Origin of the sequence: Pseudomonas sp. GD04015 (assembly GCF_029837675.1) — a bacterium.
In the GTDB taxonomy this organism is placed as follows: Bacteria; Pseudomonadota; Gammaproteobacteria; order Pseudomonadales; family Pseudomonadaceae; genus Aquipseudomonas; species Aquipseudomonas paralcaligenes.
The window spans coordinates 203,306-228,534 of the sequence record NZ_JAOEEE010000001.1 but is presented as its reverse complement, the minus strand read 5'-3'; the positions used below and the strand labels follow the sequence as shown (position 1 = coordinate 228,534).

Annotated in this window: 29 protein-coding genes; 11 read left to right on the top strand and 18 right to left on the bottom strand. The window is 61.5% G+C overall.

All coding sequences use genetic code 11. The features are described 5' to 3' along the window. Positions 1-2: 2 nt before the first annotated feature. The 4 genes from N7640_RS01160 (at position 3) to N7640_RS01145 (ending at position 3,495) form a co-directional block, all read left to right on the top strand. Entirely contained in the window at positions 3-782 is a 780-nt protein-coding gene (locus N7640_RS01160) for an SDR family oxidoreductase (protein WP_279903139.1), read from the top strand. 107 nt (positions 783-889) lie between these two features. Beyond that, positions 890-1,678 carry an enoyl-CoA hydratase/isomerase family protein gene (locus N7640_RS01155; protein ID WP_279903140.1) on the top strand — a complete coding sequence of 263 codons (789 nt, stop codon included), beginning with the start codon at positions 890-892 and terminating at the stop codon, positions 1,676-1,678. 612 nt (positions 1,679-2,290) lie between these two features. Beyond that, positions 2,291-3,106 (top strand): sulfonamide-resistant dihydropteroate synthase Sul2, encoded by an 816-nt coding sequence (gene sul2 / locus N7640_RS01150; RefSeq protein WP_001043260.1) that lies wholly within the window; start codon positions 2,291-2,293, stop codon positions 3,104-3,106. 86 nt (positions 3,107-3,192) lie between these two features. After that, positions 3,193-3,495: a phosphoglucosamine mutase gene (locus N7640_RS01145; protein WP_000251875.1), complete on the top strand. Its 303-nt coding sequence runs from the start codon at positions 3,193-3,195 to the stop codon at positions 3,493-3,495. 175 nt (positions 3,496-3,670) lie between these two features. Here N7640_RS01145 and N7640_RS01140 read toward each other — a convergent pair whose 3' ends face one another. The 3 genes from N7640_RS01140 to N7640_RS01130 form a co-directional block, all read right to left on the bottom strand. Beyond that, complete coding sequence (locus N7640_RS01140; RefSeq protein ID WP_001120888.1) at positions 3,671-5,164, bottom strand: IS91-like element ISVsa3 family transposase; 1,494 nt, start codon at positions 5,162-5,164, stop codon at positions 3,671-3,673. A 210-nt stretch (positions 5,165-5,374) separates the two neighbouring features. Then, positions 5,375-5,599 carry a hypothetical protein gene (locus N7640_RS01135; protein ID WP_000743213.1) on the bottom strand — a complete coding sequence of 75 codons (225 nt, stop codon included), beginning with the start codon at positions 5,597-5,599 and terminating at the stop codon, positions 5,375-5,377. After that, a complete protein-coding gene (locus tag N7640_RS01130) occupies positions 5,596-6,333 on the bottom strand; it encodes a recombinase family protein (RefSeq protein WP_001366550.1) in 738 nt (245 codons plus the stop codon). The genes N7640_RS01135 and N7640_RS01130 overlap by 4 nt, the downstream gene beginning before the upstream one ends. Before the next feature lie 147 nt (positions 6,334-6,480). On the opposite strand from N7640_RS01130, the gene N7640_RS01125 reads away from it, so the two are divergent. From N7640_RS01125 to N7640_RS25515, 5 genes are all read left to right on the top strand, one after another. Beyond that, complete coding sequence (locus N7640_RS01125) at positions 6,481-6,813, top strand: metalloregulator ArsR/SmtB family transcription factor (RefSeq protein WP_000447876.1); 333 nt, start codon at positions 6,481-6,483, stop codon at positions 6,811-6,813. Beyond that, positions 6,810-7,577, top strand: a complete 768-nt coding sequence (gene arsH / locus N7640_RS01120) for an arsenical resistance protein ArsH (RefSeq protein ID WP_001239389.1) — start codon at positions 6,810-6,812, stop codon at positions 7,575-7,577. Before N7640_RS01125 ends, arsH begins: the two co-directional genes overlap by 4 nt. Beyond that, positions 7,574-8,080, top strand: coding sequence for an arsenate reductase ArsC (locus N7640_RS01115; RefSeq protein WP_000140066.1), 507 nt, complete (start codon positions 7,574-7,576; stop codon positions 8,078-8,080). Before arsH ends, N7640_RS01115 begins: the two co-directional genes overlap by 4 nt. Next, complete coding sequence (gene arsB / locus N7640_RS01110) at positions 8,077-9,144, top strand: ACR3 family arsenite efflux transporter (RefSeq protein WP_001272375.1); 1,068 nt, start codon at positions 8,077-8,079, stop codon at positions 9,142-9,144. The genes N7640_RS01115 and arsB overlap by 4 nt, the downstream gene beginning before the upstream one ends. 114 nt (positions 9,145-9,258) lie before the next feature. Next, a complete protein-coding gene (locus N7640_RS25515; protein ID WP_057729319.1) occupies positions 9,259-9,462 on the top strand; it encodes a hypothetical protein in 204 nt (67 codons plus the stop codon). A gap of 36 nt (positions 9,463-9,498) precedes the next feature. Here the strand turns inward: N7640_RS25515 and N7640_RS01105 are convergent, their stop codons facing one another. From N7640_RS01105 to N7640_RS01045, 13 genes are all read right to left on the bottom strand, one after another. Continuing rightward, positions 9,499-9,723, bottom strand: a complete 225-nt coding sequence (locus tag N7640_RS01105) for a type I toxin-antitoxin system ptaRNA1 family toxin (protein WP_000211355.1) — start codon at positions 9,721-9,723, stop codon at positions 9,499-9,501. A gap of 63 nt (positions 9,724-9,786) precedes the next feature. Next, complete coding sequence (locus tag N7640_RS01100) at positions 9,787-10,035, bottom strand: hypothetical protein (RefSeq protein ID WP_000213809.1); 249 nt, start codon at positions 10,033-10,035, stop codon at positions 9,787-9,789. Between the two features lie 4 nt (positions 10,036-10,039). After that, on the bottom strand, positions 10,040-11,467 hold the full coding sequence (gene trbL / locus N7640_RS01095) for a P-type conjugative transfer protein TrbL (protein ID WP_001405816.1): 1,428 nt from the start codon (positions 11,465-11,467) through the stop codon (positions 10,040-10,042). 10 nt (positions 11,468-11,477) lie between these two features. Next, positions 11,478-11,714, bottom strand: coding sequence for an entry exclusion lipoprotein TrbK (trbK, locus tag N7640_RS01090; protein WP_000718002.1), 237 nt, complete (start codon positions 11,712-11,714; stop codon positions 11,478-11,480). Positions 11,715-11,726: 12 nt separating this feature from the next. Then, entirely contained in the window at positions 11,727-12,506 is a 780-nt protein-coding gene (gene trbJ / locus N7640_RS01085; RefSeq protein ID WP_000836966.1) for a P-type conjugative transfer protein TrbJ, read from the bottom strand. 140 nt (positions 12,507-12,646) lie between these two features. After that, positions 12,647-12,835: a stabilization protein gene (locus tag N7640_RS01080; RefSeq protein WP_000024442.1), complete on the bottom strand. Its 189-nt coding sequence runs from the start codon at positions 12,833-12,835 to the stop codon at positions 12,647-12,649. A 1,032-nt stretch (positions 12,836-13,867) separates the two neighbouring features. After that, positions 13,868-14,749 (bottom strand): replication protein C, IncQ-type, encoded by an 882-nt coding sequence (gene repC / locus N7640_RS01075; protein ID WP_000743064.1) that lies wholly within the window; start codon positions 14,747-14,749, stop codon positions 13,868-13,870. Next, the gene (locus N7640_RS01070; protein ID WP_001162384.1) at positions 14,736-15,563 is read right to left on the bottom strand and encodes a helicase RepA family protein; all 828 of its coding nucleotides are present in this window, start codon (positions 15,561-15,563) and stop codon (positions 14,736-14,738) included. Before N7640_RS01070 ends, repC begins: the two co-directional genes overlap by 14 nt. Before the next feature lie 4 nt (positions 15,564-15,567). Beyond that, positions 15,568-15,789, bottom strand: coding sequence for an AlpA family phage regulatory protein (locus tag N7640_RS01065; protein ID WP_001179606.1), 222 nt, complete (start codon positions 15,787-15,789; stop codon positions 15,568-15,570). A gap of 147 nt (positions 15,790-15,936) precedes the next feature. Beyond that, on the bottom strand, positions 15,937-17,139 hold the full coding sequence (locus tag N7640_RS01060; RefSeq protein ID WP_000954590.1) for a site-specific integrase: 1,203 nt from the start codon (positions 17,137-17,139) through the stop codon (positions 15,937-15,939). 304 nt (positions 17,140-17,443) lie between these two features. Further along, positions 17,444-19,021, bottom strand: a complete 1,578-nt coding sequence (gene guaA / locus N7640_RS01055) for a glutamine-hydrolyzing GMP synthase (protein WP_220815476.1) — start codon at positions 19,019-19,021, stop codon at positions 17,444-17,446. 75 nt (positions 19,022-19,096) lie between these two features. Beyond that, the gene (guaB, locus tag N7640_RS01050) at positions 19,097-20,566 is read right to left on the bottom strand and encodes an IMP dehydrogenase (RefSeq protein ID WP_279903143.1); all 1,470 of its coding nucleotides are present in this window, start codon (positions 20,564-20,566) and stop codon (positions 19,097-19,099) included. Positions 20,567-20,656: 90 nt separating this feature from the next. Continuing rightward, entirely contained in the window at positions 20,657-21,415 is a 759-nt protein-coding gene (locus tag N7640_RS01045; RefSeq protein WP_279903347.1) for a sulfite exporter TauE/SafE family protein, read from the bottom strand. Positions 21,416-21,535: 120 nt separating this feature from the next. On the opposite strand from N7640_RS01045, the gene N7640_RS01040 reads away from it, so the two are divergent. Continuing rightward, entirely contained in the window at positions 21,536-22,432 is an 897-nt protein-coding gene (locus N7640_RS01040; RefSeq protein ID WP_279903144.1) for a LysR substrate-binding domain-containing protein, read from the top strand. A 6-nt stretch (positions 22,433-22,438) separates the two neighbouring features. Here the strand turns inward: N7640_RS01040 and N7640_RS01035 are convergent, their stop codons facing one another. Both N7640_RS01035 and N7640_RS01030 read right to left on the bottom strand, forming a co-directional pair. Beyond that, complete coding sequence (locus tag N7640_RS01035) at positions 22,439-22,990, bottom strand: sugar ABC transporter ATPase (RefSeq protein ID WP_279903145.1); 552 nt, start codon at positions 22,988-22,990, stop codon at positions 22,439-22,441. After that, positions 22,987-23,742, bottom strand: coding sequence for an EAL domain-containing protein (locus tag N7640_RS01030; protein WP_279903146.1), 756 nt, complete (start codon positions 23,740-23,742; stop codon positions 22,987-22,989). The genes N7640_RS01035 and N7640_RS01030 overlap by 4 nt, the downstream gene beginning before the upstream one ends. A 105-nt stretch (positions 23,743-23,847) precedes the next feature. On the opposite strand from N7640_RS01030, the gene xseA reads away from it, so the two are divergent. Then, positions 23,848-25,227: an exodeoxyribonuclease VII large subunit gene (gene xseA / locus N7640_RS01025; protein WP_279903147.1), complete on the top strand. Its 1,380-nt coding sequence runs from the start codon at positions 23,848-23,850 to the stop codon at positions 25,225-25,227. Positions 25,228-25,229 lie beyond the last annotated feature (2 nt).

Genomic DNA, 25,229 nt, shown 5'->3' with positions numbered 1-25,229 from the left:
TCATGACTACGAAAAATGATCTCTTTGATGTGAGCAGCAAAGTTGCCCTGGTTACGGGAGGCACTCGCGGTATCGGCCTGATGATCGCAAAAGGTCTCGTGCAGGCGGGTGTGAAAACCTACGTCGTGTCCCGCAAGGCAGAGGCATGTGCCGAGGCAGAGGCCGAGCTGAAGCAGTACGGCGAGGCCGTGGGTATCGCGGCCGACCTGTCCTCTTCCGAGCAGGTGAACGCCTTCGCCGAAGCGTTTCTGCGTCGCGAGCCCAAGCTCCACATCCTGGTGAACAATGCTGGCGCCACCTGGGGCGCCAAGTTCGGCGAATTCCCGGAGAACGGCTGGAACAAGGTCATGGACATCAACCTGAAGTCCGTTTTCTTCCTGACTCAGAAACTCGGCGCGGCACTCCAGGCTGCCGGCAATGCTGAAGATCCAGCGCGCGTGATCAACATCGGCTCAATCGATGGCCTGACCAGCCCTGACTACGGCAACTACTCGTATTCCGCCAGCAAAGCGGCCGTGCATCACCTGACCCGCCATCTGGCGGCTCATCTGGCTCGCGCGAACATCAACGTGAACGCCATCGCACCCGGTCCGTTCGAGACCAAGATGACCGAATTCATGCTGAAAGATCACGCCGACCAGATCACCAAGGTCATCCCGCGTCGCCGTATCGGCCTGGCCTCCGACGTGGCTGGCACGACCATCTTCCTGTCATCGGCAGCTTCGGCCTACATCACAGGCGCCATCATCCCGCTGGATGGCGGCTACTCCACCACCCGCTGAGGGGGCCATGGCCAATCGCATCGCATCCACCGATGAGCCGACGATTCGCAAATCAGCAATGCCATGCGCTCACGCGTCATCGCGGAGCCAGGAGAGGAGAAGCAACAATGTCGCTTGTAACTTTCGAGATGATCGAAGGGGTTGGCACGATCACCGTCGACAATCCTCCAATCAACCTGATGGACAGGGAGGTCATGCATCAGTTGTCCCTGGCCATTGACGCGCTGGAACAGGCCCGGCCACGAGCGGTTCTGGTGCGCTCCGTCGGGGACCACTTCGGCGCAGGGGTCAACATTGGCGCTACGTTCGTCGGCGTCGACGCAGTACAGGCTCGCGCCTTCATTCAGAAGGGGCTGTTCGATGTGATGCGCCTTGAGGATTATCCCGCACCAATCATTTGTGCCGTTCAGGGCCTCTGCTTTGCTGCGGGGCTTGAACTGGCTTTGCGCTGCGACATCATTTTCGCCGCCCGCTCGGCGAAATTCGCCCAGGTTGAACAGCATATCGGCGCAACCACCTACCTGGGCGGCGGGCACCTTCTCGCAGAACGCTGCGGGCCTGCTCGCGCAAGGGAAATCTGCTTCACCGGCGCGACCTACTCCGCCGAATCGTTCGAGCGCTGGAACATCGTCAACTATGTCGTCGAAGACGGCGAACTGCAGAGCAAAGCCTTTGAATTTGCCAAGACACTCGCCCATGGACCAACACTGGCGCACGCAGCAAGCAAGAGATTGGTCCGCGAATACATCGACCACGGCACTCGCGCTGCTGATCGACTGCTGCTGGATGTGGGCACGCCACTCTTTGACTCAAAAGACTTCAGAGCAGGGGTCGATGGAGTGGTAACGCTCGGAGCGAAGAACTTCCGAGGAAAAATTCCTTTCACAGGAACCTGAAACTGCTGATCCTCCAAGCCACGCTGCCTGGTCGGCAATGACCCGCACACGGCTTGACCGGTGAACCTCCCTCCATCGAGTCCAGATTCACATCACTTCATTGGCCCGATAACGGGCGGCCGATCCGACCGCCTGCTTATCTTTCAGCTCATCCGTTCGAGAGTGTCACCTGGCACACGCAGTATCGGATCGTGACCGTTGGATCCCAACGCTCCGCGGCCACCCAATTCCAAGACACTCCACCACCGAGCATCATCACACTGCGACGTCTGTTCAGGCACCGATAGTCCCCGAAGGACCCGGTTTCACTCCCACTCTATTGTAAACAAGACATTTTTATCTTTTATATTCAATGGCTTATTTTCCTGCTAATTGGTAATACCATGAAAAATACCATGCTCAGAAAAGGCTTAACAATATTTTGAAAAATTGCCTACTGAGCGCTGCCGCACAGCTCCATAGGCCGCTTTCCTGGCTTTGCTTCCAGATGTATGCTCTTCTGCTCCTGCAGCTAATGGATCACCGCAAACAGGTTACTCGCCTGGGGATTCCCTTTCGACCCGAGCATCCGTATGAGACTCATGCTCGATTATTATTATTATAGAAGCCCCCATGAATAAATCGCTCATCATTTTCGGCATCGTCAACATAACCTCGGACAGTTTCTCCGATGGAGGCCGGTATCTGGCGCCAGACGCAGCCATTGCGCAGGCGCGTAAGCTGATGGCCGAGGGGGCAGATGTGATCGACCTCGGTCCGGCATCCAGCAATCCCGACGCCGCGCCTGTTTCGTCCGACACAGAAATCGCGCGTATCGCGCCGGTGCTGGACGCGCTCAAGGCAGATGGCATTCCCGTCTCGCTCGACAGTTATCAACCCGCGACGCAAGCCTATGCCTTGTCGCGTGGTGTGGCCTATCTCAATGATATTCGCGGTTTTCCAGACGCTGCGTTCTATCCGCAATTGGCGAAATCATCTGCCAAACTCGTCGTTATGCATTCGGTGCAAGACGGGCAGGCAGATCGGCGCGAGGCACCCGCTGGCGACATCATGGATCACATTGCGGCGTTCTTTGACGCGCGCATCGCGGCGCTGACGGGTGCCGGTATCAAACGCAACCGCCTTGTCCTTGATCCCGGCATGGGGTTTTTTCTGGGGGCTGCTCCCGAAACCTCGCTCTCGGTGCTGGCGCGGTTCGATGAATTGCGGCTGCGCTTCGATTTGCCGGTGCTTCTGTCTGTTTCGCGCAAATCCTTTCTGCGCGCGCTCACAGGCCGTGGTCCGGGGGATGTCGGGGCCGCGACACTCGCTGCAGAGCTTGCCGCCGCCGCAGGTGGAGCTGACTTCATCCGCACACACGAGCCGCGCCCCTTGCGCGACGGGCTGGCGGTATTGGCGGCGCTGAAAGAAACCGCAAGAATTCGTTAACTGCACATTCGGGATATTTCTCTATATTCGCGGTTCAGCAGGCATGTCCCCTTTGAGGGCGACCCGACGACAGGATAATCGACCTTATGGTGCGCAAATATTTCGGCACAGACGGTATTCGTGGCAAAGCCAACGAAGGCGCGATGACGGCGGAAACCGCCTTGCGCGTCGGCATGGCGGCTGGCCGTGTCTTTCGTCGCGGTGACCACCGCCATCGTGTCGTGATCGGCAAGGATACGCGCCTGTCGGGCTATATGCTTGAACCCGCGCTCACAGCCGGTTTCACCTCGATGGGCATGGACGTATTCCTTTTTGGCCCGCTGCCGACAACGTATAGGAAGAATAAACGCCCTTTTCACCCAAGTCCAACAGCTTTGGACCGCAGTTGACTCTTTCGACACCCCTGCGATGCAACCCAATCCGGCTGACGGGGAGCCAGCAACGCTGAAAATTTACCCTCCTCTTTCCCACTAGCGGCTCCTTTTCCGACAACCAGCACGGCGGATCCCTGCCGCGGCGCTGTGAACGCAGCATTTTGATTGGTATCGTTGGCCTTCAGGCTCGTCAGTCAAACAGACCCAGGAGCAGCTCAGCCGGTGGCGCCCGGCTTTCGGGTAACGCCCTGGTCCCGCTGGTTTCGGCTTTGTGCTTCAGGTGATCAAGGATCTGCTTGATCACTATAGGGTCTTCAATGCAGGCGATGACTTTCATGGCGCCGCCGCAGCCGCTGCAGGTCTCGATGTCGATATTGAAAACACGCTTGAGCCGTTGCGCCCATGTCATCGACGCTCGCCGTTGTGCTGGTGTTGCCGGTTCATCAGCCACCCTGACCTTGTTGCCCCTGCCCCGTTTTGCCGGCGTGACCAACGCCCGGTGCCGACTGTTGGGTGCGAACACCCCGTGGAAGCGGGTTAGGTTGACTCTGGGCTTCGGTACCAGGGCGGCCAGCCTTGCAATGAAATCCAATGGTTCGAAAATGACGTGCGTGGTGCCGTCCCGGTACGGCGTCTTGAGCTGGTAGCGCACGTTGCCGCCTCGTGTTAACGACAGCCGCTTCTCGGATACCGCCGGGCGGCTGATGTACCGGCACAGCCGTTCGAGCTTCTTGCGTTCATCGGCCCTGGCCGCCACGCCGGCGTGCAGGCTGGACCCGGCTACCTTGCCAATCCCGTCACCGAACGGATCACCACTGGTCGGCAGAGTTTGCAAAGTGAACACCTTTCGCCCCGCCTGTGAACCGACAGCGATACGGTAAGTGATCGAGTGCCCCAGCAGGGGTGTCATCGGGTCGTCATCCACCGCATCCGAGGCCAGATAGCTGTTTTCGACATCCCGTTCCAGCAGGCCTTGCCGTTCCAGATAGCGACCCACCCGGTGGGCGATGGTGTGCGTCAGCTGGGTGAGCTCTGGGCTGGTCGGCGCCTTGACCCAGCGGAAACGCGCTGAGCCGTGGGATTGCTCGACATACACACCGTCGAGAAACAGCATGTGGAAGTGAACATTCAGATTGAGCGCCGATCCAAAACGCTGGATCAGGGTGACCGCGCCCGTCTTGGCCACTTGGTGGGTATGGCCCGCTTTCTTGACCAGGTGCGTGGCAATGACGCGGTAAACGATGCCCAGCACCCACCCCATGATCTCGGGCCGGCTGGCAAACAGGAAACGCAGCTGAAACGGGAAGCTCAACACCCACTGACGCATGGGTTGTTCAGGCAGTACTTCATCAACCAGCAAGGCGGCACTTTCGGCCATCCGCCGCGCCCCACAGCTCGGGCAGAAACCGCGACGCTTACAGCTGAAAGCGACCAGGTGCTCGGCGTGGCAAGACTCGCAGCGAACCCGTAGAAAGCCATGCTCCAGCCGCCCGCATTGGAGAAATTCTTCAAATTCCCGTTGCACATAGCCCGGCAATTCCTTTCCCTGCTCTGCCATAAGCGCAGCGAATGCCGGGTAATACTCGTCAACGATCTGATAGAGAAGGGTTTGCTCGGGTCGGTGGCTCTGGTAACGACCAGTATCCCGATCCCGGCTGGCCGTCCTGGCCGCCACATGAGGCATGTTCCGCGTCCTTGCAATACTGTGTTTACATACAGTCTATCGCTTAGCGGAAAGTTCTTTTACCCTCAGCCGAAATGCCTGCCGTTGCTAGACATTGCCAGCCAGTGCCCGTCACTCCCACTCGATTGTAAACAAGCACACAAAACCCTTTAGTGACAACAATTTGCAAGAACTATCAGGCTCAGTGCCATGAAAAATACCATGACCAGATCATGAGGTTGAACACGGCTTGCGCCGGCAGCGTTCACGCTCCTGGTCGGCGATCTCGCCCGGCTGCAATGCTAGCTCAGCATCGGTCATGCGCTCCAGCACGTCGCGTAGGCGGATGGTGCAAGGAATGGGCGGCAGCTCGAACTCATAGCCGCCGGCGATCATTTCGGCCGCAATCTCCTCGGTGATGAAAAACGGCTCGTCGTCTTGGTTCGGCTTCTTCATGCCCTTTCCTCCTGGCGCTCATCCTGGCCGACAGCGGCCAGGGCATCGGCTTCCGTCAATGCGTCCTCCACGAACGCGCCGTGCTGCTTCGCTTCGGCCTGGCTGACCTCGGCCCATATCCGTTTCACCTGGGCCGCACTGTACCCGGCCAGCTCGGCGGTCTTGTTGATGCTGTAGCCGGACTTGCGCAGCGCGACAACTTGGGCGCGGCGCTTCGGATCAGCACGGCGGCCCTTGTACCGCCCGGCCTGGCGGGCCAACTCAATGCCTTGGCGCTGGCGTTCGCGCCTGTCCTCGTAGTCGTCGCGGGCCATCTGCAAGGCCAGGCGAAAAAGCATGATCTGCACGGCTTCCAGCACGATCTTGGCGACGCCCTGGGCCTCGGCCGCCAGGTCGGATAGATCGACCACGCCAGGGACGGCCAGGCGTGCGCCTTTGGCCTGTATCGAGGCCACCAGGCGCTCGGCCTCGGGCAAAGGTAGGCGGCTGATGCGGTCGATCTTCTCGGCAATGACCACCTCGCCGGGCTGTAGGTCGCCGATCATGCGCAGCAGCTCAGGCCGGTCGGCGCGTGCGCCGGATGCCTTCTCACGGTAGATGCCGGCGACGTAGTAGCCGGCGGCCTTCGCGGCCGTAGTGATCGCCTCTTGGCGTTCCAAGTCCTGCGCGTCGGTGCTGACGCGCAGATAGACCCGCGCCACCATCGGCGCGGCTACTGGCTTCGTCCTGCGCATACTTGCGGGCTCCTTTGGGCATACTCAAATGCACCCATCTTAAACTGGCAGGCCAATTTATCACATATCGATCTAAATGCGCCTAGCTCATTTTTACAGCTTAAATGAGCTATTGAGCACACTCCATATTTCGACTATTATTGAAACATGGAAACGATAAATGCTGTAGCCGCCCTGGCGGCCATCGCTCAAGAATCGCGCCTCGCGGTGTTCCGGCTTCTCGTCCAGGCCGGCCCCGCCGGCATGGCCGCCGGAAAAATCAGCGAAGCGGCCGGCATCCCGCCGTCTTCGCTATCCTTCCACCTGAAAGAGCTGGCACACGCCGGCATGGTCACGTCGCGGCAAGAAGGCCGATTTGTGATCTACGAGGCGAACTTTTCGACGGCCACTAACCTGGTGGCCTTTCTCACGGAAAACTGCTGCGGCGGCCAGGTGTGCAACCTGTCTTGCACCACGGAAGCCGGGAAGGTGTTGGCATGAGACTTCGCCATCTTTCCGACCCCGATTCTTTGCCCGCTTTGGACAAATCCTTTGCCATCGAGCGCCCGGCGCTCGGGCTGGCACCCGACGCCCCGCCGGTGCGTATCCTGCTGCTGTATGGCTCGCTGCGCGCCCGCTCGTTCTCACGGCTGGCCGTCGAGGAAGCGGCCCGGCTGCTGCAATTCTTTGGCGCAGAAACACGCATCTTCGACCCGTCCGATTTGCCGTTGCCCGATCAAGTGCAAAGCGACGATCACCCGGCCGTCAAGGAGCTGCGCGCCCTGTCCGAGTGGTCAGAGGGACAAGTCTGGTGCAGCCCGGAACGCCACGGTCAGATTACCAGTGTCATGAAGGCGCAGATTGACCATCTGCCGCTTGAAATGGCCGGCATCCGGCCGACCCAAGGCCGCACCCTGGCCGTGATGCAGGTATCCGGCGGCTCGCAGAGCTTCAACGCCGTGAACACCTTGCGTCTGCTCGGCCGCTGGATGCGAATGTTCACCATTCCGAACCAGTCGAGTATCGCCAAAGCGTTCCAAGAGTTCGACGCGGCGGGCCGCATGAAGCCCTCGCCGTACTACGACCGAATAGCCGATGTGATGGAAGAACTGGTGCGCTTCACGGCGCTGGTACGGCCGCACCGTGAAGCACTGACAGACCGCTATTCCGAACGGAAAGCGGCCGGCCACGTCATCGACGAGGCCACCGATCTTTCATCCATCGCCATTGCTCCCCAGCCACTACCAGAAAGCGAAACATCATGACCGAAAGAATCTATAACGTCCTCATCCTCTGCACCGGCAATTCGGCGCGCAGCATCATGGCCGAAGCTCTCATCAACACGATGGGGCAAGGGCGCTTCCGCGCCTACAGCGCCGGCAGTCACCCAACCGGCAAGGTCAATCCCTTCGCCGTCGAAAAGGTGGAGTCGGTGAATTACCCGACCGAGAATCTGCGCAGCAAGAGCTGGGACGAGTACGCCACGCCCGACGCACCGAAGATGGACTTCATCATCACCGTCTGCGACAACGCCGCCGGCGAAATGTGTCCGGTGTGGCCTGGTCAGCCGATCTCGGCGCATTGGGGATTTGAAGACCCGGCCGCCGTCGAAGGCACTGACGCCGAGAAGCGCCGGGCCTTCGAACAAACCTTCCGGCACATGATGAACCGCGTCCGCCTGTTCGTGAATCTGCCTCTCAAAATGCTTGACCAGACGGCCATCAAGCGCGAGCTGGCGAACATCGGCAAGACCGAGCAGGAAGCATGAGCGCCGGCGCACAGGCCATCGCCGCGAAGCCGCGCCAGGCCCCGATGAGCGGCTTCGAGCGTTACCTGACGCTGTGGGTGGCCCTGTGCATCGTCGCCGGTGTTGCGCTCGGCCAGGGCCTTCCTGACGTGTTCCAGGCCATAGGCCGCATGGAAGTGGCCCAGGTCAATTTGCCGGTGGGCCTGCTGATTTGGGTAATGATCGTCCCGATGCTGGTCAAGATCGACTTCGGGGCGCTGCACCAGGTCAAAGAGCATTGGCGCGGCATCGGCGTCACGCTGTTCGTGAATTGGGCCGTCAAGCCATTCTCGATGGCCCTGCTGGGGTGGCTGTTCATCCGACAAGTGTTCGCTCCGTTCCTGCCGGCCGATCAACTGGACAGCTACATCGCGGGCTTGATCTTGCTGGCCGCCGCGCCCTGCACGGCAATGGTGTTCGTGTGGAGCCGCCTTACCAACGGCGACCCGCTTTTCACGCTCTCGCAAGTGGCTCTGAACGACGCCATCATGATCGTGGCCTTCGCGCCCATCGTCGGCCTGCTGCTGGGCATGTCCTCGATCTCGGTGCCTTGGGACACGCTGCTGATTTCGGTCGTGCTCTACATCATCGTGCCGGTGATCCTGGCGCAGCTCTTGCGGCGGCATCTGCTCAAGCAAGGACAGGCCGCCTTTGAACGGGCCATGCAGAAGATCGGGCCGTGGTCGATGGCCGCGCTGCTGCTGACGTTGGTTCTACTGTTCGCCTTCCAGGGCGAGGCCATCATCCGGCAGCCGTTAGTGATCGCCATGCTAGCCGTGCCGATCTTGATTCAAGTGTTCTTCAATTCCGGGTTAGCCTACTGGCTGAACAAGCGGGCGGGGGAAAAGCACTCTGTCGCCTGTCCTTCGGCCCTGATCGGTGCCAGCAACTTCTTCGAGCTGGCCGTGGCGGCCGCCATCAGCTTGTTCGGTCTGCACTCCGGCGCTGCATTGGCAACCGTGGTCGGCGTCCTGGTCGAAGTGCCGGTGATGCTGCTGGTCGTGCGCGTGGTGAATCGCTCGAAGAGCTGGTACGAACGAGGTTGAACATGAGTAGGAAAAAACTGAGGAAATGATTGCAGATTGCCGCGCCGGCCGCTTCCTGGCGCATTCGATCACTGACCTGGAACACCTAGTATCCATGCTTGCTGAGGTCGCCCGATGACAGACCCAAAGAACCTAGAGAACAGGCTGCATGAGAAGGCCGACACGGCCCGCGCCGTTTCCACTGGTCGGGTGCGCTACACACTGGCCGAACTACTGGCCGACGCGGAAGCATCCGGGGCTTACCCGCTGCCGCCGGAGGAACGCGAATGGATGGATGCGCCGTCTGTGGGTCGGGAATGGCCAAACAGTGAAGATTGAAAAAGGCGGCCAGTTCGAGTGGCCGCCCTTTCGTCATTAGCTGCACGCTTGGCGCAAGGCGTTCATTGCTTCTTGAAAATCAGCCTGTGTCGCCCGGCCCGTTTCAGCTTGGTAGTACACCACCATAAAAGCATTAGCGACGGCTTCGGCCAATGGCCCAAGGCTCCGCGCTTCCGCTTGGTTGATGTACTCCAAAGAAGAAAGAATAGCCGCTGCTTGATGCACTGCTTGCCCTGGTTCGATAATATGTTGTGTTGTCATAATTCACCTCTCCAGTAGGTGTTGATTGAAAGTGCCGGGCTGGTTGTGGCCAGCCCGGTGCGCCTACAGGTACAGCCCCGCCGCCTCCGCGAATGCTGACCGCTCATTCCTGCCGCCATTAACCTCAATACTTATCGGCTTAGTTTCGCTCTCTCTCATAGGGTCTGGCCGTGATACAAAAGCGGCTGTTTCTGTCTCTGCATCGACCTCGGTCGATTGATCACCCAGCGGCGAAATAAATACCTGGCTGACTTCTTCCCTTGGCGCTTCATCCAGGGCCGCCAATGCGGCCATGTATGTTGATGTCGTCATCGTGCTAACTCCTGACTTCGTTACTATCTGGGCCAGAATCGGCGCCCAAGCTATTGCCCTCGAACTGGCCAGATTGGCTTGCTTCTTTCGGCTCCATGCTTTCGCGTATCGAAGCAGCCAGTTTTCCGCCTGTGGTTTCGCTCACTCGCTCCTGGAATCCCTGCTTCACTTGAGAGCCGACACCCTTGGCTAACTCGGAGGCCGTGCCTGTGGCCAGCTTCGCGGCCTTGGCAAAGCCGCCACCGCTTGAGCTACTGCCGCTGTCACCAAAGCCAGCCGCTTGGGCGAATGGGCTACTGCCAGCAGTACCCGCTTCACCACCACCGTTTCCGCCACTGCTGACAACTGACCCCATGCTGGACATGTCACCGCCGGTTTCCATACTCGCTGATGCTTTCTGAAAAGCCGCTTGGAGTGCACTTGCACCTCCGGCTGCACCGGCTGCGGCACCCATAACCGCTTTACCTGCCAGGGCAGCGCCGCCAGTTGCCATACTGGCCGCCGTCACCGCCGCCCCAACTGCCGCACCCGCACCGAAGTTTCCAATTCCACCGGCTGCGCCAATACCACCACCAGACACAAGACCAGAAATCATCGGCGGAACTTTGTTGACCAAGAAAAGCAAGATGACCGATATAACCAACATCACGGCCAGTTCCTGGGATGCCATGTTCTCGCTGATTTGCGTGTAGTAGTGATTGATGAACTCTTTGCCAATCGCAACCAGAAGCACCATTGCCATAAGCTGTGCGGCCAGGCCCAGCACGGTCTTGTAGTAATTGATCGCCATGTCGGAAGTCCAACGACTTCCACCAAAGCCAAGGAAGAACACACCGGCATACAACAGAATCCAGGCTGATGCGAGCAACAGCAACAGGTTGACCGCAATCAACGCCAGGACAAACAAAACAGCCAGGGCCATTAGCTCCATGACCAGAGCAGTTGCCATCTGCCGCCATCCCAGCTCCGAGGTGGCCTGTACTGTGCGGTTGTATAACTCGAAACCAAGATCAAGGATGCTGGAGGGCCCAAGATTGCTATTGGAAAGTCCCCCCGCCTGCGCGCCCAGAGTTTGCAATGACTGAACAATCGTACCGGCGATATTCATGCCCTGGTTCGCATTCGTCAGCAACCACCAGAAAAAGCCGGTGAAGATCGTGAAGCGAACGAACTCCGCGAAGAACTCGCCAATGTCGGCCTTGCGCAAAGCCATCATGCCGAATGTCCAGACCATCGAAATCACAACCAGCGTCCAGAACAAACGCGATGCAGCGGACTCAATAGCTGGCCCCCATGTTGCGGCAGCATCATGAAAACGCTTGAGCACATCATTCATAACACCGCTGCTACTTAGCTCCTGCGCCATTGCAGGTTCAGCCAGCACCATTGTGGCGACCATCATCAAGCCACCTAGAGCAATTTTCTTTCTCATGGCGACCACCTCAATAATCATCTTTAGGGCTGGGCTTGAACTCCCACTGACGCATCTGCTTGGCCTTCTGGAATGCTCTGCATTCCTCGGTAAAGGCCTCTCGGTTCGCTTCGCTGCGCATTTCATTCAGTGCTGCCTGGAACGCATCGGGGGCACACGTCGCCGCATTTGGTTCGGGCATCCTTTCCTGTTCACATCCAGCCAACAACAGCAACGTAGCCGCGGTAGTAAAAAAGATTTTTTTCATCTCACCGCCTCCCTAGTAGTTGTCTGCCGGACTCGGGCGAAACGTCCAGGTACGCATTTGCTCGGCCCTGGCATCACCTCGCGCCTCGGCATCGAGTTCTGCTGCAATCCGGGCTGCCTCCGCGTTGTGTTGGGCGGTCAACATGGTGCGAATCTGCAAGAGCTGATTGGCCTGCTGGCTGGCGAGCTGGTTGGCGTAGCCGATGGCCTGTAGCTGGCCAGTTGCACCCTGGGCCGCGCCTTGCAGCCGCTCCAGGGTACGGGCGTCATCCTTCAAAGCCTTTTGCTGGTCGGCAACGGTCTGGAACAGGGCATCGTTGGCCTTCTTTTGCGACTCTGACGCCAGGCGGCGGTTCTCTTCCATCGCTGCCTTTTCGGCCGGCGTGCATCCGCCGCTGCCGTTGAAGCATGGCGAGCTGCGGTAATAGGCCACGTCCTGAAACTTGGCCAGGTAACGATCCAGGCTGCCTAGCTGGTTCTCGTAATAGGCCAGCGTGTTTTGCGCGGCAATCAGCCGGTTGATCGTAGTCTGCGCCTGATCCCAGATATACGCGGCTGGGGCCATCGTGTTCTGGAGCTGATTTTCGTACTGCTGCAACTGGGTCTGGTACTGCTCAATCTGCTTGAGCGTCTGCGCCACCGACTCGATGGCCGTCATGATGTTCTGGGCCAGGTTGCCGCCGTCGATGACGGGGATACCAGCTTGCACAGGGGCGGTGGTAGTGGTGATAAAGCCGGTTGCGAGTGCAACGGCTAGAGCGGTTTTTTTAGCCGCTAAAATTTTGGACTTCATGGTCGTACTCCGTCGATGAAAAGAAGGCATTGCCTTGACCAAGCGTTGTGCTTGTTCTCGGCAACGTTTCATCGAAGAGCTACGCCACTAGCTGATCGGTATTGCCCTTGGCGCTGAGGCCCGGACTTACAAACGTAAAACTACTCTGTTTTTTTATCGCTTTCGGACAAGCCAACTTCCCGGCCAATCTCTTCAAGCTCTAGCGGCTGTACTGCCGCCGTCAGTATTTCGCGTATTTCCGCGTCGGTGCTCCTATCGTTGAGCGCTGCTCGAACTTTCAACGCACGGTGCACCTCGGCGGGTAAATTCCTGATAAGCACATTTGCCATATCAATACCCTTTTGGTGTACCCGACAACCATGCTATCAAAGATATTAAAAATAGCAAGACCTATACTCTTGCAACCGGCGGTAGCCGATCAGCCCCGCAGGGCAGGATTCCCGTTGAGTGCCCCCGGCGCGAATAAGGGACAGTGAAGATAGATAACCGGCTTGCCGGTTAGCTAACTTCACCCATCCTGCCCGCATTTCACCCACTATTGAAAATCTAGCGCATATCGAACGTAAAGCGTTTTATCGTCAAACAAACACCGATTCTTGGCAACATAACCGTAATCGTCACCAAATCGGCCTGCAATCGACATAGTCGCTTCAAAATCGCTGCTCAATCGGCTTTAAATCGGAACCTAAAATGCCAACAATCGACACAAACCATTCGCCCCGATGGGGCGAGTTGGACGCCAAAAAAGAAGGGCATAACCCGCCCCTCAAGTGTCAATGAACACAAGAAATTTGCCTCCCCTCCCGTCATACCACTAAGGCGACGTATTGATACTTGAGGGGCAACCTTTCCTGATGTTGACACCTTCACGCAGGTTACTGGTTATGGGCGTCCAACACACACGGCTCATTCCTGCTTGGTAATAATAAGAATAATAATCTTCTTATTATTCTTACCGAACGAATGGGCACTGCTTAGCCATTTCACGTTTCGAGCCAAGGTTTCAGTACAGATAACTACAAGTGCACACAGCGGCCCTCCAGCACCGTTAGACGCAGATTCTGCTTCAGCTCATGGAATAAGGGACTCCGGGTTGTTTTCCCCTCTCACAAGGCGTTTCAGCGGCCACTGAAGCCGCCTTCTCTTCTTGGCGTTAAACCATCGGCCTATGGCCGATTGATAAAGCCCGCCAGGGCTTTATTGGCAAGGTCAGAACGCGCCCTCAAGGCGCGAGCTGCACCGCGCATGATGGATTATCTTTAGATAATCTTGGATGGATTTCCCAAACTGCCCGCAAAGCAGCGCACCGTCTGGGTTTTCCAAATTGGGACGGGGAACGTTACGACGGCAGAAGGGGAGCGTTACGACGGTAACAAGGGAACGTTACGACGGTAAACGGGTGCAGTTGCCGTGGGGCCAGGCCTCTTGATCTCCCATTTTCCCTTGGCGTATTCGTTCACTACCCAACCCACGGCGGCAAGTTCGGCCAGTGCCTTCCGGGCAGTCTGACGGCGTTTTTTCATAGCTTCGGCATTGGCTTCATCTGGCCAGACATAGCCGCAAAGCGTGTCCAGTTCCACGCGCCCGGATTTGCCGGGGTCGATCCAGCCGCATAGCCGTTGGTGCATCAGCCGTGCCGGATCAGTCTGTAGCACCCGCACTTCCGCCATGTCGATACGGGCATATGGACGATGCCCCAGGATCGCTTCGGCAATACGCGGATTCAGGGCAACCCATAGCCTGCCGTCCGTCTCGTCAAAAGCATGACTCATCAGGTGGAACGCGGCTTGCCGCCGTCCCTTCGTCACAAGGATGGTGACGTTCGACATGCGCAGCAGGCTGGCTTTGAGCGCCTTGATGTTGTCGCCGCTATCCGTCATGCCCGTTTCTGAGAGCAGTTTGGTCAGGCTCTCACGAACCACCAAGCCGTCTTGCTCAATGGCTTCGAAACGGGGTTCAAGGAATAGCCGTAGCTGTCGCCCCGTCTCACTGGTCGGTTCCGGGGTTAGCAAGATGCCGTTCGGGCCGCCAAGGGCCACGATGCCTTGCAAAAGACGCATATCATCGGCCCCGAGAGGTTCGAATCCGACGAAACGCATGGATTCGTCCTCGCCAAAGGTGTAGGTCACGTCCAGCTTGCAGCGTTTGCGATCGCCACGCTTGAGGCTGCGGAACAGGCCAGGTGCCAAACAGTGCGCGGGATCATGTCGGACGTGGGTCAGGTCATGCTTAGGCTTCTTCACGCTGTCTCCTTTTCACCTTGCACTGCCGCTCCAGTACAGCAGGCTTCAACACGCCGCCGTCGTGCCGTCTAAACCAGAGTTCTTGAAAAGGTGCGCCATAGTTGGCCTTGCTGACGCCAAAGCGGACAAAATACCCACGCTGACAATCATCGACCCCCAGTATCTCGGCCTCGCCTTGCGTCATGCCGGATAGGTACGATTGCCAACGGATGTTATCAACCAGTACGGACGATCCACGACTGGCCTGCTGTTGATCGCCCGACCCCATCATGGCTGCGCTTTTACTCGCGTGGTGCAGAAACACAATGGAGCAGCCTGTATCAGCGGCTATGGCCTCCATGTGCCCAACAACCTGCGCCATCGGCCCGCTAGCGTTCTCCTCCTCAATGTGGAAGCGCCGCAAAGTGTCCAAGATCATCAAGCGACGACCTTCAGCGGCTCGTTTGAGAGCATCGAACCAGCTAGCAGCCATGATGTTTGGGCATTTACCGATCAAGGGTTCAATGAGCAAACCATCAGCCACGGCTTGCCGTTCCGCTGCGCTGAGGTGTGCCCCAAGGGCGTGCAGACGATGGTGAATAGCGGCCGGTGGATCTTCAGCAGGCAGATAGACCACTTGCCCGGTGGGAAACTCGCCTATTTCAAGTAAATCAGGCCCGCCTGCAATCTGTGCAGCCAATTGAAGGGCCAACATGGATTTACCAGCCCCACCAGGCGACACAAGAGCACCAACAGTGCCAGCAACCATATTAGGCAGAACATAATCAATGGGTGGCGGCAATTCCGTGAAAGCCGCCATAAGATCAAGAGCCATATAACTAGCCCTCTATAGGGCCAGGTCGCGCAGCTTGATCACCCGATGATTTACGTGCCTCAATCCACTCTTCGACCTCTGACAAATCCCAGGCGACATTTCTACTGGTTAACGCGATACGGCGTGGAAAATCCCCTCGCTGCTCCAGGTTATAAATTGTTCGTGTCGAAAGCGGGATCATCTCCAGGAGCTTCTTCCTGTTGATGAGGGTCTTTATATTTTGCATGGGTCAATACCTCTCAAATGAATAGTTGCTATTCATCGAGTAGCTGCGCGAAGCAGCTAATCGGTAATTGACCTGCCCGATGCCAATGGCGGCCTTATTTATAAATTCACGGCATCAACTTCAATGCTATCAAAGATAGCAAAAACATCAACCCTTACTGCCTCCCGAAGTCCACTCATCAATCATATCGGCCCAATCCTGCAACATCGCCGCCCGCTGCTCGCGGTACTCAGCCTTGTTGTAGACAGCCCTCACGCCCTTCTGCTCGTGCGCCAGGCACTTCTCGATCCAGTCGGTGTTGTAGCCGGCCTCATGCAACAGCGTGCTGGCTGTGCGCCGCAAATCATGCGGTCCGAACTTGGTAAGTGACTTCCCATCTTTCTGCGCCGCCTTGTAAGTCAGCGTCAGCACCTGGTTAAGTGTGGCAGCGCTCATCGGCGCATCCGAGTCGTACCGTGATGGCAAAACGAAGTCGGAACCACCGGCAAAGGTTTTCATGGCAATGAAAATATCCAGAGCCTGCTGGGACAGAAATACCAGGTGCGGGTTACGGCGTTTCATCCGCTCCTTTGGAATCGTCCACAACGCTTCGCTGAAATTGATCTCGCTCCAGGTCGCATTGGTCAGCTCGCTCTTGCGCACCATCGTCAGCAATAACAGCTTGGCCGCCGCACGGTTTGTTGGGCTTGTGCCCACTCGCTCCATGTACTGGTACATCAGCCCAATTTCTTCTGGCGTCAACGCTCGGTCACGTGGCTCGAATCGAGCGATGCTTGTTGGGCGCACCAGTTCTGCCGGGTTTTCGACCTTCTGCCCACGCTCGATGGCCCAGCGAAATACCTGCAACACGATTTCACGCACATGAACGGCGGTGGCCGGTGCGCCTCGCTCAACAATGGCATCAGCCAGCGCCCGCAAGTCTTCGTGGGTGATCTCCACCAGCTTCTGATTGCTGAATTTCGGCTTCAGCTCACGCTCATAAACCGAGCGGCGCATATCGCGGGTGGAGTCGGCCATCTGGTAGCCACGCAGCCACTTCTCCGCCCAGGCACCGAACGTCTCTGCATCTTTCACCCGCGCCTTGTCTCGGGCTTTCTCCTTGGCCGGCGACTTGCCCGCCGCAACCATCTTCTTGGCGTCACCCAACAGCTCGCGGGCTTCGGCCAGGGTGATGCCACCGACACCATAACGCCCAAAGGTGATGGTCTCCTGCCGACCGTTGATTGAGTAGTTGTAACGGAACGAGATGGAGCCGGCTGGAGTCACTGCCACATAGAGACCTTCCCGGTCATTCACTTTGTAGAGTTTGTCCCTGGGCTTGAGATTGCGCAGCTTGGTATCGGTCAGCATGTACCTTGTCCTTCTTCGTCTCCGATACCATGCTGAAAAAATCTCGAATTTATCGTATTTTTTCTTACGAAACAGTAACTTATAGAATATTAATACCATGAACACACAAAAGAACGCAGCATGGTATCGGCATCAATCATGGCATCGCCAAACCATAATACCAGCTTTAATGCCATGCTCAAACGGTGCTTGGCGCTTCCTCCCGTTGCCAGATCGTGCCAAACACAAACAAAAAAAAGCCCGCAATTACGCGGGCTTAGCGGCATTTCATGCCATCAGGTGCCTGGCTGTGCCAGACGCGGAATCATTCCCACTCGATGGTCGCCGGCGGCTTGCTCGACACGTCGTAGGTGACGCGGGAGATGCCGGATATCTCGTTGATGATGCGGTTGGAGACCTTCTCCAGCAGCTCGTAGGGCAGGTGCGCCCAGCGGGCGGTCATGAAGTCGATGGTTTCCACCGCGCGCAGGGCGACAACCCAGGCGTAGCGGCGGCCGTCGCCGACCACGCCGACCGATTTCACCGGCTGGAACACCACGAAGGCCTGGCTGGTCTTGTGGTACCAGTCGAAGTTGCGCAGTTCCTCGATGAAGATGTGGTCGGCCAGGCGCAGCAGGTCGGCGTATTCCTTCTTCACCTCGCCGAGGATGCGCACGCCCAGGCCCGGGCCCGGGAAGGGGTGGCGGTAGACCATGTCGTAGGGCAGGCCCAGTTCCAGGCCGATCTTGCGCACTTCGTCCTTGAACAGCTCGCGCAGCGGCTCGACCAGGGAGAACTGCATGTCCTCCGGCAGGCCGCCGACGTTGTGGTGGCTCTTGATCACGTGGGCCTTGCCGGTCTTGGCGCCGGCCGACTCGATCACGTCCGGGTAGATGGTGCCCTGGGCCAGGAACTTCACGTCCTGCAGCCGGGTGGCTTCCTCGTCGAACACCTCGATGAAGGTACGACCGATGATCTTGCGCTTCTCTTCCGGGTCGGCGACGCCGGCCAGGCGGCCGAGGAACTTGTCCTCGGCGTTGGCGCGGATCACCTTGACGCCCATGTTCTCGGCGAACATGGCCATCACCTGGTCGCCTTCCTGGTGGCGCAGCAGGCCGTTGTCGACGAACACGCAGGTCAGCTGGTCGCCGATGGCCTTGTGCAGCAGCGCGGCGACCACCGAGGAGTCGACGCCGCCGGACAGGCCCAGCAGCACCTTGCTCGAACCCACCTGGGCACGCACGGTGGCGATGGCGTCCTCGACGATGTTGGCCGGGGTCCACAGGGCCTCGCAGCCGCAGATGTCGAGGATGAAGCGGGAGAGGATGCGACCGCCCTGCTTGGTGTGGGTCACTTCCGGGTGGAACTGCACGCCGTAGTAGGCGCGGCTGTCGTCGGCCATCGCGGCGATCGGGCAGCTCGGGGTGCTGGCCAGGATGTGGAAGCCGGCCGGCAGCGCGGTGACCTTGTCGCCGTGGCTCATCCACACGTCGAGACCGAGCACGCCGTCGGTGTCCACGTGGTCCTCGATGCCGTCGAGCAGGCGGGCCTTGCCGACCACGTCGACGCGGGCGTAGCCGAACTCGCGCAGGTCGGAGCCTTCCACCTTGCCGCCGAGCTGCTCGGCCATGGTCTGCATGCCGTAGCAGATGCCGAACAGCGGCACGTTCAGCTCGAACACCGCCTGCGGCGCGCGCGGGCTGTCGGCCTCGTGCACCGACTCCGGGCCGCCGGCGAGGATGATGCCGCGCGGGGCGAAGGCACGGATGTCGGCGTCGGTCATGTCGAACGGATGGATCTCGCAGTACACGCCGATCTCGCGCACACGGCGGGCGATCAGCTGGGTGTACTGGGAGCCGAAGTCGAGGATGAGGATGCGGTGGGCGTGAATGTCGTGGGCCATGGCCGTCTCTCGTAGCGGAAGTCACAAATGACACGGGGCTGATCAGTCAGCCCCGTGTCGATTCATTGCAGTGGATTAACCCACGCGATAGTTCGGGGCTTCTTTGGTGATCTGCACGTCGTGCACATGGGACTCGGCCATGCCGGCGCCGGTGATGCGCACGAACTCCGGCTTGGTGCGCATCTCGTCGACGGTGGCGCAGCCGGTGTAGCCCATGGAGGCGCGCAGGCCGCCCATCAGCTGGTGGACGATGGCGCTCATCGCGCCCTTGTACGGCACGCGGCCCTCGATACCTTCCGGCACCAGCTTCTCGGCGCCGGCCGAGGAGTCCTGGAAGTAGCGGTCGGAGGAACCCTGGGCCTGGGCCATCGCGCCCAGCGAGCCCATGCCGCGGTAGGCCTTGTAGGAACGGCCCTGGAACAGCTCGACCTCGCCCGGGGCTTCCTCGGTGCCGGCCAGCATGGAGCCGATCATCACCGCGGAGGCGCCGGCGACGATGGCCTTGGACAGGTCGCCGGAGAAGCGGATGCCGCCATCGGCGACCAGCGGCACGCCGGTGCCGGCCAGGGCGGCGGCGACGTTGGCCACCGCGCTGATCTGCGGCACGCCGACGCCGGCGACGATGCGGGTGGTGCAGATGGAGCCCGGGCCGATGCCGACCTTGACGCCGTCGGCGCCGGCCTCGACCAGCGCCTTGGCGGCCTCGCCGGTGGCGATGTTGCCGCCGATCACCTGGACGTCCGGGAAGTTCTGCTTGACCCAGCGCACGCGGTCGATCACGCCCTTGGAGTGGCCGTGGGCGGTGTCGACGATGATCACGTCGACGCCGGCGGCGACCAGCGCGGCGACCCGGTCGCCGGTGTCGGCGCCGGTGCCGACCGCGGCGCCCACGCGCAGGCGGCCCTGGTCGTCCTTGCTGGCCAGCGGGTAGGCCTTGGCCTTCTCGATGTCGTTGACGGTCATCATGCCCTTGAGGCGGTACTGGTCATCGACGATCAGCACGCGCTCGATGCGGTGCTTGTGCAGCAGCTTGCGCACGGCATCCTTGTCCTCGCCTTCCTTGACGGTGACCAGGCGCTCCTTCGGCGTCATCACGTCGCGCACCCGGGCGCTCATGTTGGTCTCGAAGCGCACGTCGCGGGAGGTGACGATGCCGATCAGGTCGCCGTTGTACAGCACCGGCACGCCGGAGATGTTGTGCTGGCGGGTCAGGTCGAACAGGTCGCCCACGCTGGCGTCGGCGTCGATGGTGATCGGGTCCTTGACCACGCCGGACTCGTAGCGCTTGACCTTGCGCACCTCGGTGGCCTGCTGCTCGATGGTCATGTTCTTGTGGATGATGCCGATGCCGCCTTCCTGGGCCATGGCGATGGCCAGGCGGGCTTCGGTGACGGTATCCATGGCGGCGGACAGCAGCGGGATGTTCAGCTCGATGCCTCGGGTCAGGCGGGTCTTGAGGCTGACGTCCTTGGGCAGGACTTCGGAGTAACCGGGGATGAGCAGAACGTCGTCGAAGGTGAGTGCTTCTTGGCTGATGCGCAGCATGGCGGGGCTCCCGGGAGGGAAAAATAAGAAGCGCGGCATTATACCCAGCCCAGGCGCCGCGCTCAATGCGGACGTGCGCGGAAAAATCCGCTAGGCGCCGCTCAGGTAGCGCCCGATCAGGCCCAGGCCACTGGCCAGCACCAGCCAGGTCACCAACCGCACGAAGGCTTCGCGCGACATGTTCAGGGTCAGCCGCCGACCGCACCACAGGCCCAGGGCCATGGGCGGCAACAGGCAGGCGGCCAGCGCCAGCATCTTCAGGTCGGCGTAGACGCCCGCGACGAGGAACAGACTCAGCCGCAGCAGCGCGCTGCAACTGATCAGCGCGCTCTGGGTGGCACGCGCCTGCTGCTTGTCCGCCAGCCGCGCGTTGAGATAGAGCGCGTAAAGGAAGCCACCACTGCCGAACAGCGCACCGAACAGCCCGCCCACCGTGCCGGCCGGCACCGCCCAGGCGGCCGCCAGGCGGGCCGGGCGCACGCGCACCGCGAGGCTGTACAGGGCGTAGGCGGTGACGAACAGGCCCATCGCCAGCAGCAGCACGTCGGACTTCAGATTGAGCAGGAAGGTCACGCCCAGCGCGCAGCCCAGCGCCATGCACGGCAGCAGGCGCAGCAGCTCGGCCCGCGCCACGTCGCGCCGCGATGGCAGCAGGTTGCCGAAGGCGGCGACGAAATCCAGCAGCACCAGCAGCGGGATGATGGTCGACAGCGGCAGGAAGTGCAGCAGCACCGGCCCCGCCACCAGCGCCGTGCCGAAGCCGGCAATACCGAACACCACGTAGGCGGCGACGATGCCCAGCAGGATCGCCAGCCAGTCGACGGGCGAAAACGGCAGCGAGGCGAACAGCGCGGCGAGCTCCATCGAGCGACATCCTTCTTGCACAACGACGCCGGCACTCTAGCGCCAGCCCAGCCATGCCGACCAATATGTTTAGAATCACCAAGCCATCTCGAAAAGGCATGACAGATGATCTCCACCCGCCAGTTGCGCTACTTCGTCGCCATCGTCGAAAGCGGCAGTTTCAGCGCCGCCGCCGAGCGCCTGTTCGTCGCCCAGTCGGCCCTGAGCCGGCAGATCAAGGAGCTGGAGGCACAGATGGGCACCGCCCTGTTCGTGCGCACCGCGCGGCAGCCGCTGCTCAGCGACGCCGGCGCGGCCTTCTACCCGCGGGCGCGCGGCCTGCTGCTGGAGCTGGAACGGGCCAGCCAGGAAAGCCGGGAGATCGGCCTCGGCCAACGCGGCACCCTGCGCCTCAACCACTCCAGCACCGTGCCGCTGAGCGGCGCGCTGATGGAGGCGCTGGCCGGCTACCTCGCCGAGCACCCCGGCGTGCGCATGGAGATCGCCCAGCAGTCTTCGGAAATCCAGCTGCAGGAGCTGGCCGAGCGACGCCTGGACATCGGCCTGCTGCGCCTGCCGGTGCTGCGCCAGCACGACGGCGTGGTGCTGCACCGGCTGCTCGACGAGCCCATGCTGCTGGCCGTCGCCAGCCACCACCCGCTGGCCGCGGCGGCATCGGTGCGCCTCGCCCAGCTGGTGGACGAGCCGTTCATCTCCATTCCCCATCCGCAGCGCGGCGGCCTCAGCTACCGGGCGGCCGAGCTGTGCACGCGCGCCGGTTTCTACCCGAAGGCGGCGCGGGTGGTGTCGCGCAAGACCACCCAGCTGCAACTGATCCAGACCGGCTTCGGCATCGCCCTGCTGCCGCAGAGCATGAGCGCCATCGCGCCACCCGGCGTCAGCCTGGTGCCCCTGGCCGACGCGGCCTGCGAAACCAGCATCGCCCTCGCCTGCCGGCAGGACGACTCGGCGCTGGTGCAGGGGTTCGTCCGCCACTTCCGCGACGCTCTGGCGGCGGGCTGACGCCGCTCAGGGATCGACGACGACCTGGGCGACAGGGAACCCCGCCCGCTCGGCGAACGCCTCCAGGAAGGCCGGCGCGAAGCCCGCCTCGGCCCAGCCGTTGAAGATGAAGCCCAGGTTGGAGAACGCGCACGGCTGGAGGAACAGGAAGCCGTTGACCTCGTCTTCGTGGCCGCATTCGGGGCAGGTGAAGTTGTCGGTGTCGCCGGGCGTCCACTCGTCCAGGCTCTCGAAGAAGGCCTCGCCGATCTCCTGGCGGCACTCCGGGCAGCCGGCTTCCTCGTGGAAGTCGTGGGTCGGCGTGTAGATGCAGCGCCGGGTGACGATCTCCAGGCCGTTGCAGGGCTGGCCGTAGGGCAGCCGCTCCGGGTGCAGCGCCACCCGCCGCGCGCCCTCGCCAATGGCGTAGGCCATGCCACCCCGGCCACGGCCGCAGGTAGTGGGGAGCGCCGCGACGATGCCCTGGCGCACCAGCCAGTCGAGCAGCTTGCGCGCCCAGTATTCGTGGTCCGGCACCCGCGACAGGCGCGGCACCAGAATCAGCTGGCGCTCGCTCATGCGCAGTGCTCCAGCGGCGCGGCCGGCGCCTCGCCGGCCCAGTGGCGGATGAAGCGCTCGCGGAACAGGAAGCCCTGTACGCAATCGATGCCCTGTTCGCGCGCCCAGCGCAGCTGGGCCTCGTCCTCCACGCCTTCGAGGATCACGGTCTTGCCGGCCTCGCGGGCGAACGCCAGGATACCGCGCAGCAGCGCCATGGACGCCGGGCTGGACAGCCGCGACAGCCAGTCCCGGGCCAGCTTGAGGTACTGCACGCCGAGCAGCACGTCGAACGACACCAGGCTGTCGTGGGCGCCGAGGTCGTCCAGGGCGATGGGGATGCCGGCGCCGCCGAAGGCCTGCTGCATGGCGATGCTGACTCGGGCATCGGCCACCGAGCTGTTCTCGATGATCTCCACCACCGCCAGGCGGTGCGCCAGCAGCAGCTCGACCATAGGGTGGCGGGCCTCGCCGAGGAACACCTCGAAGGCGTCCTGATCGATGTTGAGGAACACCGGCAGCTCCGCCGGGCAGGCCTCCAGCTGCAGGCGCTTGATCAGCAGTTCGAGCTGGAACAGGCTCAGCGGGCTGTCGTGCAGCTGGCGGAACACCTGGTCCGGCGACAGGTAGCCGACCCGCGCGTGGTGGAAGCGCGCCAGCGCCTCATAGGCCACCGGCTCGCCGTCGGCGACGCGCAGGATCGGCTGGTATTCGACGCCCAGGCCATCGCCGGCCAGGAAGGACAACAGAACATCGGGGGAAATGCGCACCATCACACTCGCGAACAAACAGGAATCGCTCTCATTATGACGCCGCCGCGGCCTCCCCGGCCAGCGGGGCCCATGACCGCGACCGGCAAAGCCACTATGATGCCGGCCATGCTCACCGATCCCTTCGCCCGCCTCGGCCTCGACCGCGAGGCCCTCAGCGTCAGCCAGCTCAACAACCGCGCCCGCCTGCTGCTGGAGGACGTGTTCGCCCAGGTGTGGGTGGAAGGCGAGATCTCCAACCTCGCCCGCCCGGCCTCCGGCCACATCTACTTCACCCTCAAGGACAGCCAGGCCCAGGTGCGCTGCGCGCTGTTCCGGCAGAACGCCGCGCGGGTCCGCCAGGCGCTGCGTGACGGCCTGGCGGTGAAGGTACGCGGCAAGGTCTCGCTGTTCGAGGGGCGCGGCGACTACCAGCTGATCCTCGACACCGTCGAGCCGGCCGGCGACGGCGCCCTGCGCCTGGCCTTCGAGGCGCTCAAGGAGAAACTCGCCGGCGAGGGCCTATTCGCCGCCGAGAGCAAGCGTGCCCTGCCCACCCATCCGCGGCGCATCGGCATCGTCAGCTCGCCGACCGGCGCGGTGATCCGCGACATCATCAGCGTGTTCCGCCGCCGCGCGCCGCAGGTGGAGCTGACCCTGGTCCCCACCGCCGTACAGGGCCGCGAGGCCACCGGGCAGATCGTCCGCGCCCTGCAGCTAGCCGATGCGCAGGGCTTCGACGCGCTGATCCTGGCCCGTGGCGGCGGCTCGCTGGAAGACCTCTGGTGCTTCAACGAGGAAGCCGTGGCCCGCGCCGTGGCCGCCTGCGCCACGCCCATCGTCAGCGCCGTGGGCCACGAGACCGACGTGTCGATCAGCGACTTCGTCGCCGACGTGCGCGCGCCCACGCCGTCGGCCGCCGCCGAGCTGCTGGCCCCGGACAGCTCCGACCTGCAGCACCGCCTGGACAGCCTCGCCCGGCGCCTGCAGCTGTCCCTGCGCCAGCGCCTGCAGCGCGACCTGCTGCGCCTAGACGGCCTGGCCCGGCGCCTGCGCCACCCCGGCGAGCGCCTGCGCCAGCAGGCCCAGCGCCTGGACGACCTCGACCTGCGCCTGCGCCGCGCCTTCGCCCAGCAGGCCGCCGGCCGCCACGACCGCCTCGCCCGCCTGGAGGGCCGCCTGGCCGCCCAGCACCCGGGGCGCACCCTGGCCCTGCTGCGCCAGCGCCTGGACAGCCTGGCCGAGCGCCTGCCGCGCGCCACCCACGCCCTGCTGCGCGAACGCCGGCAGCGGCTGGGCAACCTGGCCCAGACCCTCAACATCGTCAGCCCGCTGGCCACCCTCGGCCGCGGCTACAGCATCCTCCTCGACGAACGCGGCCAGGCCGTGCGCGCCGCCGCCCAGACCCACCCCGGCCAGCGCCTCAAGGCGCGCCTCGGCGAGGGCGAGCTGGACGTACGCGTCGAGGACAATCACCTCGCCCCGGTCACCCTCTCGCTGCTGGACTAACC